The following is a 17,139-nucleotide window of genomic DNA, read 5'->3' on the forward strand; positions in this document are numbered from 1 at the left end:
CTTGTAAGAATGTTGACGCCGGTCACTTCGTGTTCCTGAGCGACACTTATTGTCCCCACTACGCTATCCGACGGATCAACGGAATTACTACAGGCGACAAGCAAAAATCCCAAAACTAAAAACGGAATATTTCTTTTCACCGTACAATCCAAGACAAATTCATCAGCAATAATTTATTTTGAAACTTTCGCCAAGTCAACAGAAATTCTTGTAAAATAATTCAAACGAATGGCCCGGTACAAGTGCAAAAAATCGAATTTGAGGATAAAAACCAAAAAAAGACGAAGAAACGGGGCAAAACCTTTCATTTTCACCGCAAAAATCAAATTTTGCAACCATTTTTAACCCGCGACAGCAACACTTTGTCGGCAAAACACGCCCGCTATCCCCTTAATGGTCAAAAGCGGGCCTTTTTTGGTTCATTTTTCTATATTTCGCCCGAAATTGTACCATGACGACCATTCTCTTGCCAGATACGCTCACGGCGGCGAACAGCAAAGACCTGCTCAGGAATTGCACGAAGCAGCTCCGCAGCGGTGCGCTGTGCCTTGACGGCAGCAATCTCGCAAGCATGGACTACAGCGGCGACGCGTTTTTTGCGCTCCTCGCCGAACTTTCCGAAAAGACGGGCAACGCGCTCACCCTCGCCCACTTCAACGCCGACATCAAGGCGCACCTTTCGGCACTCCGCAAGATGGAACCGCCCGCAAGGCCCGCGAAGGGCACGAGCAACGTTCTCGAGATGCTCGGCGGCATCGGCTTTGCCGTGCTGAAGGAATCCTTCGAGGTCCTCACACTCCTGTTCATGTCCATCTACTGGACCATCTTCGGGCCGTTCGACAAGGGCAAGATCCATTTTGGCGGTGTCGCCAAGCAGATGTTCAAGCTCGGGAGCGAAGCCATGGGAATATGTTTCTTGATGGTCGCCCTCATCTGCCTTACGATGGCGCTCCAGAGTTCCATCATGCTGAACGCGGTGGGCGGCGGTTCCTACCTCGCCTCGGGTCTCGGTTTCCTCATTTTCGCAGAAATCGGCCCGCTCCTCACGACCATCATCCTCGCAGGCCGCTCCGGCAGTGCCGTCGCCGCCGAAATCGCAAACATGAGCGTGTGCGAAGAAGTCAAGGCCATCAAGTCTATGGCAATCCCTCCGGTGCAGTACCTGGTGGTGCCGCGCTTTATCGCCATGAGCATCGCCACGCCCATCCTCTCGTTCTGCGCCTCCATTTTCGGGTGCTTCTCGGGGTTCCTCATCGCGTACTTCTTCTGCGACATTTCGTTTTCCAACTACATGATGGGCATCCGCGACGGTATCGCCCCCATCACGTTCCTAAAGAGCAGCATCAAGGCTCTCGTCTTCGGCTGGATAGTCACGCTCATCGCCTGCAACAAGGGCCTGAACGCGCACGGCGGCGCAGAAGCCGTGGGCAAGGCAACCACATCGAGCGTGGTCGCCGCTATTTGCTGCATCGTGCTCGCCGACACCCTCTTCGCCTTCATATTCTACTAGGGAGCAGCAATGGAAGAAATCCTGAAAGTAGACCACCTGAAGGCAAGTTACGGGCGCGAGTCCATATTGAAGGATATTTCCTTCGGGGTGAAGCGCGGCGAAATCCGCATGGTGCTCGGGAGCTCGGGCTGCGGTAAGTCAACGCTCCTGAACAACATCCTGAAGTTCATCAAGTCCGACGCGGGTACCATCACCTACTTCGGTAAGACCTTCGGGCCCAAGGAAGGGCTCGACAGCGAGACCCGCATGCGCACGGGCGTGCTCTTCCAGAGTGGGGCCCTCATTGCCGACCTGACCATCGCCGAAAATGCGATGCTCCCGCTCAAGCGCAGCATGCCCTACATGCCCAAGAGCCAGATGGAAGCCATCGTGGCCGACCGCCTGGAGAAGGTGCACCTGCTGCACGCCTTCCACAAGTACCCAGGCGAAATTTCGGGCGGTATGAAGAAGCGCGCAGCCCTCGCCCGCGCCATCGCGCTCAAGCCGGAACTACTCTTTTGCGACGAACCTTCCACGGGCCTCGACCCGGTAACGGCCCGCTCCCTCGACGAACTTTTGCTCGAACTGCGCGACACGCTCAAGGTATCGATGGTCATCGTGAGCCACGAACTCGAGAGCATCAAGATTATCTGCGACCGTTTTGTGTACCTCAAGGACGGCTACGTGCTCAAGGACGCCACGCTGCAAGAAGGCATGGAGTCCGACGACCCCACGTTACGCCACTTTTTCAACCGGCAGTGCCCCAAGGAAGAATACTCCGAAGGACTCTACCACTTTAATTTTATAGATTGATTCGGAGAAACGATGGAAACCACCCGATCCGAAAGAATTAAACTTGGCGCTTTCATGCTGCTGTGCGGAATACTCATCTGCGTATTCTTGGGCTACGTGCTCAAGCGCTACCTGAGCGAACAGTACGACAACTACTACACCATCTTCGACACCTCGGTGAACGGGCTCTTTGTAGACGCGAAGGTCAAGCTGAACGGCATCGACGTGGGTAGCGTCACACGCATCACGATAAACGAAGAGAACCTGAACGAGGTCGTGGTCAACTTCAAGGTGACGCACGGCACGCCCATCAAGATTGGCACCCGCGCGGGCATGACGGCAGGCATGAACCTCACCGGCGAAAAGCAGGTGGTGCTCTCGGGCGGCTCGTTCTCGGAACCGAACGTGCCCGAAGGCGGGCTCGTGCCGGCGGAAGTCTCGCACTTCGACCACATCACGAGCCAGGCGGGCAATATTGTCGCACACGTGGATTCCGTACTCGTTAACATCAACACGCTGCTCTCGGCCGAAAATGCGGAGAACCTGAGCAAGGCCATCAAGAATTTCGAAGCCATGACGGCGAACCTGAGCCGCGTCACGCAGGGCATGGCAAAGCCCATCGAGAACATTTCCAAGTCCGCCGAATCGATGCACCGCGTGATGGGCGAAATCGAAGAAGCGAAGATTGCCGCGAAGGCGGGCGAAGACCTCGACATTCTGAAGCAGAAACTCGACGCCATCGACACGAAGGCGATGAACGAGAATTTGACGAAGGCGATGGAATCCATCAGCCAGCTCTCGAAGCGGCTCGACGGCATGGTCTACAAGAACCAGGACCAGGTGGGGGACGCCATCGTGGAACTGAACGCCGTACTCGAGAACCTCGAGGAGTTCAGCCAGAAAATCAAGAACAACCCCTCCGCGCTCATCCGCGAACCCGCGAAGACCCGCCGCAAATAAGGAGAGAGCATGAAGAAGTTTACGTTTGCATTTTTAACCGCGGCACTTGCAGCCATGACGCTTACCGCATGCTTTGGCGGAAGCACGAGCGAACCCACCCGCTACTTCACGCTCGCCGTCGAAAACATCGACATGCCGGCCGCAGGCGATGCCAGCGGCCGCCTGCAGGTGCGCAAGTTCACCATCGACCAGGCCTACCAGAGGAACAACATCGTCTACCGCGAATCCGCTTACGACTTCATGTTCTACGACCTGGACCTGTGGGCATCTCGCCCCGAGCAAATGGTGGCGCAGGTCGCCGCAGAATACATCGTGAAAAGCGGGCTTTTCGCATCGGTCGATACCCGCGCCTCGGGCAAACCCGATTTTGAACTCCTGGGCCACATCGACGCCATCGAGGAAATCGACGAAGGCAGCAACCAGTATGCACGCCTTTCCCTCAAGCTTACGCTCCAGAAACCCGACAGCGACGCTCCCCTCTGGGAAAAGCGTTTTGACGAAAGGCAATCCGTGAGCAGTCGCGAGCCCCGCCTTGTGGCAGAGGCCATCTCGAAGCTCCTCGGCAAGTACATGGAAGAGGCCGTCGCGGCTATCGGCCAGGCGGCCAAGTGAAGCAAATCACAAAAGCCGACGACAACCTAGAAAAAGCCCCCAAATCCGGTAAAAAATTGTTAGCGCCGTGAACACGGCGCTTTTTTGATTGTAGATTTCTTTTTATGGTAGGTATGGTGTACAAGATGTTTGACAGTTTCTTTACGCAAAAGATTGTCCCCGCGACGCTCGCCTTCGGGCTTGGGCTCGCACTTCAAGGCTGTTCCGACAACCCTTCCTCGGCAAAGGGCGAAGATATTCCTATCCCCAAGGAAGAACTCCACGTCTCGGACAACCCGATTCTTTCCCTTACCGAGATCTCTGCACTCAACCTCTCGTGGCTCGACCACGAAGGCGATGACCCCGCCTGGGTCGAAATCTACAACTCGAGCAACAAGGACATAAACCTCAAGGGTTACTCACTCGTCGAGAATCTCGCGAACCCGCAAAAATGGGTATTCCGCAACGAGACCGTTCCCGCAGGCACCTACCGTACCGTATTCCTCGACAAAAAGGACATCTCCAATATCGAAGGTTTGGTAGATGGAGTCGACGACGAAGGCCACGTACTCCACGCGCGCACGCACACGAACTGGAAACTCGACAAGAAGGGCGGGACGCTCTACATCATCGACAACCACAACGCCATCCACGACAGCCTCCCCTACCCGGAACTCATGCCCGGCATCAGCTATGGCAAGGTTACCGATGGCAGTCTTATGTATTTCGCAACAGCGACCCCCGAAGCGGCAAACAACGAAGCAGGCGCATACGCAACCCTCGCTCCCGCATTCGACTTCGGCACCAAGAGTGCAGGTTTCTACCCTAGCGAAATCACGCTCGACCCGCCCGCCGTACCGGAAGGCACGACAGTCCGTTGCACACAGAATGGCTCCAAGCCGACCGAAGCGTCACCCGAATTCAACGCGCCCAAGGCTATCTCGGCAAACACGGTTCTCCGCTGCGCCGCGTTCCAGCCCGGAGCACTCACCACGAGCGTCATCACCAAGACATTCTTTATCGGCGAAAACGTGCGCATGCCGGTCGTCGCTGTCAGCGTCGATTCCGCTTTTTTCAAGGAGAGCTACATCAAGACCAACGCGGATTCTCCTAAGAGCGCCCCCGCAGGACTCTTCGAAGAAAAAGAATACCCCGTGCATGTAGAATACTTCCCCGACGGCAGCAAGTCCACAGCACCCGCATGGGAAGTCGACGCTGGCATTTCCATCATGGGCGGTTACAGCAGGCTCAAGGACAAGAAGTCCGTCGCCGTCGTGATGCGCGAAGAATACCAGGACGGCAAGATCAACTACCCGCTGTTCGAAACCCGCAAGGACATCAACAGCAAGTTCCGCGGATTCAACCTGAGAAACAACGGAAACCGCTTCGTGAGCGACTACATCGGCGACGCGATGGGTGGAGCAATTCTCGAAGGGAGTGGCGTCGACTACCAGCGTAGCCGCCAGGTGGTGGTGTTCTACAACGGACGCTACTACGGCATCCACGACATGCGCGAACGCTTCAACAAGCATTACGTAGAAACAAACTACGGCATCGACGCGAACACGGTCACGATGGTAAAGCACCTGGGCCACGATGTCACCGCAAGCAACGGATCTGTCGACGAATACAAGACGCTCCTGAGTTTTGTGGCGCAGAACGACTTCAGCGGCGAAGGCAACAAGAACTACGAGATGGTGAAGACTCTCATGGACGTCGGCAACTTCGCCGACTACATGGCGGCCGAAATCTACATCCACAACGGCGACTGGCCGAACAACAACGTCCGCGCCTGGAAGAGCCCTGAGCAGCCGTGGAAGTTCATGGTCTACGACCTCGACCACGGATTCGACTGGATGTGGGGCGTGAACGGAGGCGAGTTCAACCAGAACAACGAGATGTTCCCGTGGATAAAGAAGGGTGGCGGCAACAAGCCCTGCAAGGACGAAGGTTGCTTTGCGAACCTGTACATCCAGCTCATCCAGAACCCGGAATTCCAGCGCGTATTCCTGAACCGCTCCGCCATGATGTTCCAGAACAACGCGAACGGCGATAACGTGACGCGCGTTGTCGACGCGATGACGGCAACCATCGACACGGCCGAAATGACTCGCGACCTGAAGAAATTCAAGCAGAACGAAATGTACTACGAAAACGCCTGCGGCAAGGGATTCAGCAAAACGGGTTCCTGCCTCAAGGAATGGTCTATGATCCGTAACGGGAACGTCGTCGACGAGTACAAAAAAGAATTCGGGCTCTCCGGCATGGTGACCGTGAACCTGAACGTTAGCGGCAGCGGCTACATCTCTGTAGAAGGCCGACCGGCACCCGCCCCCACCTATGCGGGCAAGTTCTTCGCGGGCATCGGGATGCTTATCACTGCGACCCCGACAAACGGCTCCGTATTTACCGGATGGAGCGACGGAGAGACCGCAGCCACGCGATTCATTGTCAACGAAGACGGCGCCACCTACACCGCCATCTTCAAGTAGACCCCTCGTTCTGTCCCAAAATGCACGGGGCACTTGACCCCGTCGCTTTTTGTGTTTATATTGTCTTATGATTCTGAACAAAGGACGGTATTTATGCATAGACAAGATCTTCCCGAATTGGCCAAGTCCTACCTGTTCAACGTAAAGATTACGTTCGAGAACGTCCCTCAAGGCAAGGAAGAAGAATTCGACGACCTTGCAAACAACCTATCAGCTCGCTGCAGAAAGATCAAGTTTCTCAAAGAAAACACAAGCGACGTTTTTACCATCGTAGAAGTATCCTTCGACGAGTTCGAGGACTACCTCGTCACCACCTGCATCAAGAACGAGTACCTCAAGAGCTTCCGCATGGTCATCATCCACTATTCCTCCGACATGAAGCCCGTGTACGAAGAAAAGTTCTTTGACTGCAAGGCAGTCTATGTGGAGGAATTCGCCTACGACAAGTTCGAAACGAACCAGGAACGGATGGTCAAGACCATCGGCATCAAGTGCAAGCGCGGCCACTAGGGAAGCAAGCGCGGCCACTAGGGACGAATCTTAGGGAGGGCCAGCCCCATAGGCGCCCTCCCTAATTTCTTATAGTAGGAACGCACGAAAGCAGTTTTTTCGTATAATCGTGCTGCGGATTCGTCAGCACTTCGTCGGCAACTCCGCGTTCCACCACCTTCCCGAAGTACATCACCAGCACATCGTCCGAGATGGCGCGCACAACTTGCATGTCATGGCTGATAAAGAGGATGCTGAGGCCAAGGTCTCTCCTCAGGTCGTCGAGCAAATGCAGGATCTGCGCCTGGACAGACACATCCAGCGCGCTCGTCACCTCGTCGCAGAGCAGAATCTTAGGCGAGACCATCAGGCTGCGCGCAATACAGAGTCTCTGGCGTTGTCCACCCGAGAATTCGTGCGGGAATTTTTCCATCGCCCCCACCGGGATGGACACCCGTTCCAGAAGCTCGCACGCACGCCTTTGAGCCTGTTCAAAAGAAACCTTCCGCGCCATCAGGGGAGCCGTAAGGATTTCCGATACTGTCTGTCGCGGGTTCAGGCTGCTGAACGGGTCCTGAAAGACCATCTGCACCAAGTCGCAGACGCGCATCGCCTTGCCGCCATCCATGGCGACCTTTCCTTCATGCACCTCGCGACCGAAAAGTTTCACGCTTCCCGAAGCAAGCGGCACAAGCCCCACCAGCGACTTCACGAGGGTCGACTTGCCGCAGCCCGACTCGCCCACCACGCTCAGGATTTTTCCCTGCGACAGAGTGAACGACACTCCGTCGACCGCGGTAAAGTAGTCCTTCACCTTGCCGAGCACACCCCCGCGCACCGGGAAGCGAACGGCAAGCCCATCTGCCTCAATGGCAGGGACTCCTTCAAGGAAAGACGCCTCCTGGTTAGGCATCGGCCTCCCCATCCAGACTTTCTAGCGCAGTCTGCACGCTCTTTTCTGTATCCAAGAGGATCTGACGGCACTTTTTCAGGAGCGTTGTCGCTTCCTGAACATTTTCCGCAAGTTCGTCGATTTCCATCTCCGAATTATCGATGCGCGTAAGAATCGCTTCCAGGCGCTCCATTGCGTTCTTATACTCGAAATTTTCCTTACTCATGCGTCTGAATATAGTTAAACACGGGTCGATATGGATTTTTATTCCCGTCAATAATTACATTTACTCCCAGTGGACAAACTAATGCACCACAACCCGCGAGGCAATTCCGCGGGCATCTTCGGAGGTTTCCGCAGGGCTTGCGGAGCGGTTTTTGCCGTTGCGGCACTCGCGCTCCTGGGCTGCCTCGACATTCCCGACGATCCACAAACGAGCCAAGAAATTGAATCCGTAAGCCTCTACATCCTCCAGGAAGGGTCCCAGGATTCGACACTCCTCAAGATCCGGCCAGGCGACTCCGCCGTTCTCGGGGCGCAGGTCTACCCCAGACAACACAAGAAGGATCTTTCATTCCGCTGGGTCCTGAGGACTTCGGCCGGAGACTCCGTCCTCGGGAGCGAAGCCGTCTACACATTGCCCGCATTTGCGAACGAACTTTCGCTTCCCAACCTCCTGATTCTCGAAGACAGGGTCGGAAACTCGCAAGAGATCCCTGTATCCGTCATCGTCAACACACCTCCCACACTATCACAAAAAACAGAACCCGCGGACGGCGACACACTATACGGAAGCGAAAACACCGCAGTCCTCTTCAAGTGGAAGTCCTCCGACAGCGACGAATCCGACTTCAAGCAACTTTCGCACACGCTCGTCATCGATAGCGTCAGGGCGTCCGTCGGAAGCGTGACCGAAATCATGCAGTCCGGATTTGCCGAGGGCAAGCACACCTTCCGCGTCGTCGTCTACGATTCCTACGGCGATGCGGATTCCCTTTCCGAAAAGACATTCTATATGCTGGATACGCTGAGGGGGCAACGATGACAAAGCGCATGCTCGCCAACATTCCGACATCTCTTGTTGCGCTCTTCGCAGCCCTCGTGTTTTTCGCCTGCACCAACAGCGATGAACTGCTCTACGACGAATCGCAGTCCATCTTTGTCGACATCTCCGTAGAAATGGCGACATCCTTCGATTCAAGCAGCACGCGCATCAAGGCCGACACGGTCCGCGTCGGCGACTCCCTCATTTTCATCGCGAACATCCTTCCCTCAAAATCCATCAAGCTCAAGCGCTACCTCTGGTTTCTCGACGGGAAGCCCTATTCCTTCGACTTCAGTTTCCGAAGCTCCATAGACAAGCCGGGCTACCACGAGCTCGCCTTCATTCTCGAGACCACCTTCGGCGACACCCTGAGCGACACGCTGCGCCTCTGGGTTTCAAACCCACCCATCATCCGCGACAGCGATTTCTTCCCCGCACCAGGCACACAAGGAATCCCGACATCGGGCGGTGTCACGTTTGCTTGGGACGCCTACGACCCCGACTCACTCGCAAGGCTCTACTACCGAATCGTCATTGACAAGTTTGTCGATACGATTGTTCCGGAGCCCCACTTTACCTACTGGGGCAACCTTGCCCCCCTACACCATTACCACTGGTGGGTCGAAGCGATAAACGAATTCGGATTGACCTCCGAAAAAAGACTCCTGGGAGATTTCTACACCAAGGGCGCAAATGACGAGAGCGGCATTTGCGGAACCATAAACACGAGTTACAAAGATAACGGGCAAGGCACTCCGCTCCAGACCATCGCGTTCGACATCTACGATACAACCGGGACGCTCATCCGCACCGACAGCATCAACGGCAAGACACCCCTTTCCTTTTCCATTTCACCCATAAAGGCGGGCACCTACACGATACAGCCCAGAATCTTGAAGTATCCTGAATTCTTTATCGAGCCCATCACGGCAAAACTCTTCCAGAACGAAGTCCTCGACCTGGACATGCTCCTGATGCAGGATACCACCGCGCCCAAGATAGAGCTTGTCATCAACGGGATTCCCATCCAGACCGACACCATCGATTTCACCGACACGCTCACCTTCCTCATCAAGGACTCGGGTTCGACCGCATCCAGCAAACAAGTTTCCATCTATCTGGAATCCTCGCTACTTGTCGAAAAGCAGTCCCTAACCGACTCCTTCACGGTCGTCCTGCCCGAATCGGCACGCTCTTGGAACACCCGGCAACTGAATGTGATTGCCTTCGATGCAAGCCGGAACCGAACCGTCAGGAGCTACATCATCAATCCGTCCGAAAATTGGATAAAGACAAACAGCGACATGACCCTCGATTCGGCACAGGACATCAAGATGTTCATCATCGACAGCAATCCGTACGGCTTTGAGGTCGACTCCTGCATGTTCGAAATAAACGGGAAGCACACGCAATACGGACGTCCCGCGACAGAGTCAATCTGCACGGCTACAGTTCCATCCACCTACATCGCCAGCGGAAAGAACACCATCCGTAGCATCGTGAAATACACAAACGGAATCAGCCTCTGGGAAAAATGGAACATTTTCTATAACGCCGGAGGCGGCAATGACTAAGCTTTTGCAAAAGGCGACATTCGCAAGCCTCTTCGTATCCTTAACGCTTGCTGCAGCCCTTTCGCTGACGGCATGCGGAGAAGACGCGACAATCGAGCAGGGAGATGTCCCTCAGCTTGTCCAGCACATGTTCGTCCTCCCCGACCGAATTACAGGACAGCCCTACAATTATGGCGCAGTACCGGTCACGACCGTCTATCTCGACACAAACGAGACCGTAAAACTGTGGGCGGCCTATTCGATAGACAACATGTATCTGACATCGGACAATGCGGAAGCCCACTATATAAGCCACAGCTGGACCATCGACGACGAGACCTACAACATATCGCCGCTTCGCTACAGCTTTGCAACTCCGGGATTCCACCGCGGCATCCTCAAAACAGTCGACCTCCTTGGCGACACCCTGCAAGACACGCTCAACATATTCGTGAACACTCCCATTTCTATCCGCGCGATAGCCCCCGTCGACGGATACAACCTGTTCGACCCTACACCGGGAAGCGAACTAGATTTGCAATGGGAACTTGCCGGAGTCGACCCATGGGAAACGGCCCGTTGCTTCGTCTTTGCCTCATTCAATGTCGAAGAAGTCTGGAGCGAAAACATCGGCGAAGTAGACTGCTTCCATGAAGCCCAGTTCATCGGTTCTTTCCTCACAAAGAACCTCTTCGATAATATTGCCGCCGGAGTCAAGCCCGACACCTCGATTACCGTCTATTGGGGAATCAAGGCATCCCTGACAACGAGCCAAGGATTCATCGAGCGCGATTCCTCCAAGGTTTCCCGCTTTTCGACACGATACATCTACACCAAAAATTCCAGGATCGACATTCCCATTGTCTACGAGGACCTCCGCAAGTCCGACGTCCGCACCGTCGTCACGATTACCAGTGCACAGGGCGATACGCTCTCCATATTGGAAAGCACCAAGGCTCCCGTCACCCTACACGCATACGTGACCGCACAAACCGGGATCCGAATCAACCTCCGGGACACAAAAAAGACAGAATTCCGCACCGGAGACATCACGCTGAATGTCCAGAGCGGGACCCAGATACAGCTCGACACCGTAAGGTTCTCCGACAAGATCCAGCCCCAAGTCGCCCAACTAGCACCCAGGCACAACCAGCGGGACACCGTCATCTTCTACGCCCTCGACAACGGTTCGGGAATCAACCCCAAAAGGATTTTCGTCACGGCAAACGCAGATACGCTCGAGCACACCTACGAAGAGCCCTTCATCAAGTTCCGCAACACCTGCGCAAGCACATGCAAGCTGAGAATCTCCGTAGAAGACAACGCCCGGAATTCAAATCCGCGACTTTACTGGAAACTGGAACCGGACGCTAACTCTGCCGAGGGACCCTTCTCCGAAATGGGAGGCGAGCCATGAGACGCCTCGTCCTGCTTATCGCCGTCTTCCTCTGCTCCATCGCATTTGCGCAGGATGCTCCCAAGTACCTACACGTATCCACGAACCCCTCCTATGCAGACGCATACGTCGGGACGTTGCACCCGAACCACTCACGCAATCCCGACAGCAAGTTGCCCGGGTTCATCAAAGTTCCCGATGGGGAAAATTCTGTCGCCGTTGCCATTTTCAAGGAAGGTTTCAAGGACACCGTCCTGAATGTCAAGCTTTCGGAATCGGACACCTCCTACCTGATTGTCTCCCTTACCCCAAGCTACGATGACGAGTTTCTCGACGAGCAACGTGCAGCCCTTTCGCGGAGGGCACGACACAACTTCGGATTCCGCCTGATGATCGCATCTGCAGTTCCTTTCGTTACGAGCGCCGTTGCGGCCATCGTCGCAAGCAACAGCATCGACAAGGCAAACGAAAAGAAGAAATTCGTGGAACAGAGTTTATTCCGCGACAGCGAAAGCTACAACCACAACCTCGAACGCTTCGGCGACTATCGAGACCGTGCAGAAACGGCCCGCACGCTATCCATCGACATGCTCATCGCAGGCGCCGCCCTTTTCGGCATCGGAGTCGTCCTTTCCTTCTAGGTATACCATGAAAAAGACCGCCCTATTCCTCATGCTCTTCTTCGTTTCGGCAGCACTTGCCGAAGTTCAGGCCCCGTACGCCCAGGTAGAACTCGTATCGGGCACCAAGCAGAAGGCCCAGTTCCTTGGAATCGCGAATGACACAGTGAGCCTCGGCGGTTACATCAAGAACAAGTTTACCGTCGTCAAGTTTCCCAAGTCGCAGTTCAAAAGCATCGTCGGCGAAGACGGCACCGACCTCCTGAACCTGTTCCCCGCAAAACCGGATTCCACCACCGCAGATACAACTGCAAGAATTGCAGATTCCGCCGCAAGCGAAACAGCAGACTCCACCGCCACTGCGGATTCAGCCGCCATCGCGGATTCTTCCGCGCAGGCCCCCGTCGCAGACGCGAACGGCACCCCCAAGGCAGACTCCGGTACCGAGATTACGCACAAACTATTTCTTGGGTTTGAAACAGTCGTCATCCCCCAACACGGAATCGAAAGGCTCGACGCATTCACGTTCGCCTTGCTGCAGGAACTCGATTCCACCTTCAAAAAGGCAAACATCGAAAGTGCCCCGGGCTGTAGCGACCGCGCCTGCCTCCAGGAATTCTGGAAAGACCGCGGAGAAAGGGACATGTTCTTCGGCAAGGTTTCGCATGCCAAGCACCCCGACTCCGTGGTTCTCGAAATCACGCGCGCATTTTACGAAGAAGAGCTTCCAACCATTTACAGGTCCGCCATTACCGTAAGCAGGAGCAACATGCTCCAGGATATGACCAAGGACGGAAGCGCAACGAACCTCGCGAAGGAACTGCTCGGACTTCCCGTGCAAAAGAAGCTCCCCCGCAGCTATATCCACGTCGAGACAGATCCCGAAAGCGCCACCATCTCGCGACCCGAGAAAGACGCCATCTGCAAGTCGCCCTGCACCTTCGCCGTCACCGACACAGGCAAAATCGAAATCGATGCCTACTGGACCGTGGACCAGCACCTGTGGGGAGCCCAGACCTTCGTTCGTCCGCTTCCCGGAGACACGACCAAGGTATCGCTCAAGCTCAAGCGGATCACTCCCGAAATCAAAATCGTCTCGAACCCCGTCGGCGCCGAAATTTTCCCGGGACAGGGTGAAATCACGCGCAGCAGCGAATCCATCGGCACGACGCCACAGAAATTTTCACTCACCACGCCGGGCATGGCCTACATGCGGCTCCGCAAGGAAGGCTATCGGGACACCCTCGTCCAGTTCTTTGTGGCACCCGTTCCCGAAATCAACCTTGACATCGCCCTGGAACACCTCACGGACTTCGACGAAGTGCGCAAGCAGCAGGACTGGCAACGCGAACGCAACAAGACCCGCATCGGGAAGATTCTGATGGGGTCGTCCGTCGCGCCGGCAATTATCGGAGCACTGTTTCTCTACCTCGCGCAGCAGGATTACGACGAGGCCGAAGATATCAAGGACGCGCTCAAGATGCCGAGCGCCGCTAAAGGCGAGAATTTCAATGCGAAGATCAAGAAAAACAAGGACCTCGTGGATTCCGGCGACAAGAAGAACATCATCGGCGGAAGCCTGGTCGGAGCAGGAGCCGTCCTGTTTGGCCTGGGATTTTTCCTCACATTTTAGCTATTTGGGGTAAAAAAACCTGAAAATGCCCGAAATAGCCTAAATTTCAACCCTCCGAGATTCAAAACCGCCACATAAAAACTAAATTTCAAAACGATGCGTAAACTACTTATCACTTTTTTACTTCTGACTGCAGCGGCCTATGCGGCCGATTTTGAACGCTCCAATTGGCGAGCCCAGATGTACTTGCAGGCAGAACCTGCCTTTGTTCACTTTGAGTCAGACAAGCCCCAGTTGCTGAAGGAACCCATCGACGAAGAACGCCTCACCGTCCCGATGAGCGTGGGTTTCTTGTTCAGCCCCCTCTACACTCCGCTCTTCAAGGCCGACATTCCGTTCACCATTTGGCTTGGCGCCGAAGTGAACTCCATCCAGTTCCGTGAAATCGCAAGCGACCCCGCCTACTGGGGTGTAGATGACAATGGCAAGCCAGACCACAGCGAGGACCTCACGCCAGCCGGAGAGGGACGCACGCTATCGTTCCGTGCCTACGCCCCGTCCGTAGTCGGTGGTTTCTCCGTAAACCTCGCCGGAGATTTCGACCTGCGCGTGCTCGGCGGTTACGGCATGCACTTCTTCACGTTCATCGACAACTACTCCACCAGTACGAAGGACCACACGGAAATGCTCCCGACGGCATTCGTCTCCGGAGCGCTCGAATACCGCATTACCGAAGTTTTCCAGGATGTGGACCTGAAAATCGGCGTAAACGTACGCAAGGAGTTCCTCCCTTACGAAGACCTGAAGGCGACCAATCCCTACAAGTACAACAAGGAAAACCCGACTCCCTCTTCCGGCTATTTGGGAATCACCTTCGACAAGATTTCTTACAAGTGGCCCGTGCGTATCGGACTTGAGCTTTCGCTCGACTTCGGCCGCGAGAGCCACCGCGACCGCCGCATGCGCTTCAACCTGCACGACCGCGACCAGGTGCTGCGAGACAACAGCGAAGTCAAGGATACCCTCAGCGACTGGGACTGCATGGCCATCGAGCGCGACTACCGGTTCTTCCTCGACGAGAACGGCGACCTGCCCGACATGAGCGACGCCTATACCAAGACCCAGTTCTCCGACGTGCTCGAAAGCTTCCTCGCGTTCTGTCACCCGGCAGACCTCGCCACCAAGGAAAAGCTCTACGCGACACTCGATTCGGGCAAGGTCGAACTAAAGGAATACCAGGTTCGCCAGGAAGATTCCCGCTTCGACCAGGTCATGGCGTCCAACGACCCCGAAATGCTCGAGATGTTCCTGCAGTACTACCCCGACTCCCCACGTAGGGGCGAGGTCGAGGCCAAGATCCGCACCCTCAGCGAATACCACAAGTTCCGCGAGATCCAGGCCCAGAACACCTTCAAGGCCTACCTCTCCTACCTGAATGACAATCCGAACGGTGCCTTCCGCGACGAAGCCGAAGCCGGAATCTTCGAACTCGTCCGCAACAGCAACCGCATGAAGGACTACGAGATTTACCTCAAGCGCTTCCCCAACGGCAAGTATGTCGAAGAGGCGAAGGCCGCCCTCAAGGGTGCAAACAGCAGCGCACCTTCCCAGATAGAATACCAGGCTCCGGAATACGTCGAACCTCCTGCAGAGGAACCGGCGGTCGAGGAACCCGAAGAAGAGGCCGAGGAAGAAGAGGAAGAAGCTCCCGCCAAGGTCAAGAGCAAGAACAAGAAGAAATCGAAGAAAGCCGCCAAGGCCGCAAAGAAGAAGAAAGCCAAGTCCAAGAAGAGAAGATAGGCCTTGAAAAAAATCGCCATACTCGCAGCCCTCGCGGTCTCACTCGCTTTTGCAGCCGGGACCGCCACCGCCAGCCAGGCCGATACGACAACGACAATCCAGACCGTAGACACCGCCAAAGTCGGCATCTACGACCAGGTCATCGGCTGGTACAATGACAACCTCAACTACGGGACCATAGCACTGCTCATGGCGGTGGAGTCCTCGTTTATCCCCTTCCCGTCCGAGCTCGTGGTTCCGCCTGCCGCCTACAAGGCAATGCAACCGGAATCGGGACTGAACATCGTGTTCATCGTGATATTTGCGACCCTCGGGGCTCTCGCGGGCGCTTTCATCAACTACTTCCTCGCAAAGCTCCTCGGCAGGCCGATTGTGTACAAATTCGCAGACAGCCGTCTCGGCCACTTCCTGCTGCTGGATTCAAGCAAGGTGACCAACGCCGAGAGGTTCTTCCTCGAACACGGAGCAATCTCCACGCTCGTCGGCAGGCTCATTCCCGCCATCCGCCAGCTGATCTCGATTCCGGCGGGCCTTTCCAAGATGAAGCTCTGGGCATTCACGCTCTACACCGCCATAGGCGCGACCTTCTGGAATATCATCCTCGCCATTCTCGGTTACATCGCGCACGGGCAGAAAGACCTAATCCAAGCCTATAGCCACGAGCTTTCTATCGGGCTCGTTGGGCTCGGCGTATTGTTTATCGGCTACATGACCTGGTGCGCGCTCAAGCCGAAAAAATAGAAGGCGTGAAATCCGTCATTTCACACCTCACACTCCACACTTCACATTAGTTAAAAGTCGCAGTTCTCTTTGCAGCGGTTGTTTTCGAAAATCGCCTCGAGAGTCTTTACGCCCTTGGTGAAGCGGCGGTACGGCCCGTTGCGCAGTCCGTTCTCGAACGTCATCTCTTCTTTGATTGCGCCCAGTTCGTCAAATATTTTTGCAACGCCATGGATACGGCCGTTCACATACGGAATCTGGCGCCACAGGAGGCCGCGCTCGTTCCACTCCTCGCTCATGCCGTTCAGCACGCCCGCCTTGTAGATTTCTCGTTTTTTCTTCCGGCCATCCTCGTAATAATCCGTCGTCGCACCTTCCTCCACACCGTCCTTGTAGCCTATAGTCTGCCACAAGTGGCCGTTCTCGTAATAGCTCCTGAACACGCCGTCGAGCTTGCCGTTCTTGTACGGGGCCTCGATAGCGATCTTGCCATTCGGATGATAGCTCACGGACAACCCCTCTCGTATATCGGTTCCCTTCTGGAGCGTATAGATGCGCGAAAGGGCTCCATCCGCAAACGTCTCGCGGACCGTGTCAAGAGTAGCCTCGTTCTGGGGTGCGTCAGGCTTCTTGACCGCCGCCTTTTTGGGGACAGCAAAAGCGCAAACGCAGGCACAACCTAGAAGTATCACGGAAATTTCTTTTCTCATCAACGATAAATGTAGTT

General features: G+C 55.3%; 16 protein-coding genes. 13 read left to right on the plus strand and 3 right to left on the minus strand.

Annotated features, from left to right (window positions below):
• Nucleotides 1-451: 451 nt before the first annotated feature.
• From B4A77_RS12325 to B4A77_RS12350, 6 genes are all read left to right on the plus strand, one after another.
• On the plus strand, nt 452-1,510 hold the full coding sequence (locus B4A77_RS12325) for an MlaE family ABC transporter permease (protein ID WP_290741107.1): 1,059 nt from the start codon (nt 452-454) through the stop codon (nt 1,508-1,510).
• Nucleotides 1,511-1,519: 9 nt separating this feature from the next.
• The gene (locus tag B4A77_RS12330) at nt 1,520-2,302 is read left to right on the plus strand and encodes an ABC transporter ATP-binding protein (RefSeq protein ID WP_073114629.1); all 783 of its coding nucleotides are present in this window, start codon (nt 1,520-1,522) and stop codon (nt 2,300-2,302) included.
• Nucleotides 2,303-2,314: 12 nt separating this feature from the next.
• The gene (locus B4A77_RS12335) at nt 2,315-3,241 is read left to right on the plus strand and encodes an MlaD family protein (RefSeq protein ID WP_290741110.1); all 927 of its coding nucleotides are present in this window, start codon (nt 2,315-2,317) and stop codon (nt 3,239-3,241) included.
• Nucleotides 3,242-3,250: 9 nt separating this feature from the next.
• Entirely contained in the window at nt 3,251-3,853 is a 603-nt protein-coding gene (locus B4A77_RS12340; RefSeq protein WP_290741113.1) for an ABC-type transport auxiliary lipoprotein family protein, read from the plus strand.
• A gap of 104 nt (nt 3,854-3,957) precedes the next feature.
• Nucleotides 3,958-6,324, plus strand: coding sequence for a CotH kinase family protein (locus B4A77_RS12345; protein WP_290741116.1), 2,367 nt, complete (start codon nt 3,958-3,960; stop codon nt 6,322-6,324).
• A 93-nt stretch (nt 6,325-6,417) separates the two neighbouring features.
• The gene (locus tag B4A77_RS12350; protein ID WP_290730936.1) at nt 6,418-6,834 is read left to right on the plus strand and encodes a hypothetical protein; all 417 of its coding nucleotides are present in this window, start codon (nt 6,418-6,420) and stop codon (nt 6,832-6,834) included.
• A gap of 61 nt (nt 6,835-6,895) precedes the next feature.
• Here B4A77_RS12350 and B4A77_RS12355 read toward each other — a convergent pair whose 3' ends face one another.
• Entirely contained in the window at nt 6,896-7,726 is an 831-nt protein-coding gene (locus B4A77_RS12355; RefSeq protein WP_173382288.1) for an ATP-binding cassette domain-containing protein, read from the minus strand.
• Nucleotides 7,719-7,931 carry an exodeoxyribonuclease VII small subunit gene (xseB, locus tag B4A77_RS12360; RefSeq protein ID WP_173365988.1) on the minus strand — a complete coding sequence of 71 codons (213 nt, stop codon included), beginning with the start codon at nt 7,929-7,931 and terminating at the stop codon, nt 7,719-7,721. Before xseB ends, B4A77_RS12355 begins: the two co-directional genes overlap by 8 nt.
• Before the next feature lie 69 nt (nt 7,932-8,000).
• Here xseB and B4A77_RS12365 point away from each other — a divergent pair, with 69 nt between their 5' ends.
• The 7 genes from B4A77_RS12365 (at nt 8,001) to B4A77_RS12395 (ending at nt 16,433) form a co-directional block, all read left to right on the plus strand.
• Nucleotides 8,001-8,750, plus strand: coding sequence for a hypothetical protein (locus B4A77_RS12365; protein WP_290733479.1), 750 nt, complete (start codon nt 8,001-8,003; stop codon nt 8,748-8,750).
• Nucleotides 8,747-10,324: a hypothetical protein gene (locus tag B4A77_RS12370; protein WP_290733477.1), complete on the plus strand. Its 1,578-nt coding sequence runs from the start codon at nt 8,747-8,749 to the stop codon at nt 10,322-10,324. The genes B4A77_RS12365 and B4A77_RS12370 overlap by 4 nt, the downstream gene beginning before the upstream one ends.
• Nucleotides 10,317-11,720 (plus strand): hypothetical protein, encoded by a 1,404-nt coding sequence (locus B4A77_RS12375; protein WP_290741119.1) that lies wholly within the window; start codon nt 10,317-10,319, stop codon nt 11,718-11,720. Before B4A77_RS12370 ends, B4A77_RS12375 begins: the two co-directional genes overlap by 8 nt.
• Nucleotides 11,717-12,340 carry a hypothetical protein gene (locus B4A77_RS12380; RefSeq protein WP_173365992.1) on the plus strand — a complete coding sequence of 208 codons (624 nt, stop codon included), beginning with the start codon at nt 11,717-11,719 and terminating at the stop codon, nt 12,338-12,340. The genes B4A77_RS12375 and B4A77_RS12380 overlap by 4 nt, the downstream gene beginning before the upstream one ends.
• Before the next feature lie 7 nt (nt 12,341-12,347).
• The gene (locus B4A77_RS12385; RefSeq protein ID WP_173382282.1) at nt 12,348-13,952 is read left to right on the plus strand and encodes a hypothetical protein; all 1,605 of its coding nucleotides are present in this window, start codon (nt 12,348-12,350) and stop codon (nt 13,950-13,952) included.
• A gap of 96 nt (nt 13,953-14,048) precedes the next feature.
• Nucleotides 14,049-15,692, plus strand: a complete 1,644-nt coding sequence (locus tag B4A77_RS12390; protein WP_290741122.1) for a hypothetical protein — start codon at nt 14,049-14,051, stop codon at nt 15,690-15,692.
• Between the two features lie 126 nt (nt 15,693-15,818).
• Nucleotides 15,819-16,433, plus strand: coding sequence for a DedA family protein (locus B4A77_RS12395; RefSeq protein WP_349678219.1), 615 nt, complete (start codon nt 15,819-15,821; stop codon nt 16,431-16,433).
• 50 nt (nt 16,434-16,483) lie between these two features.
• Here B4A77_RS12395 and B4A77_RS12400 read toward each other — a convergent pair whose 3' ends face one another.
• Complete coding sequence (locus tag B4A77_RS12400; RefSeq protein ID WP_290741125.1) at nt 16,484-17,122, minus strand: toxin-antitoxin system YwqK family antitoxin; 639 nt, start codon at nt 17,120-17,122, stop codon at nt 16,484-16,486.
• Nucleotides 17,123-17,139: the final 17 nt, after the last annotated feature.

The organism is Fibrobacter sp. UBA3718, assembly GCF_002371935.1.
In the GTDB taxonomy this organism is placed as follows: Bacteria; Fibrobacterota; Fibrobacteria; order Fibrobacterales; family Fibrobacteraceae; genus Fibrobacter.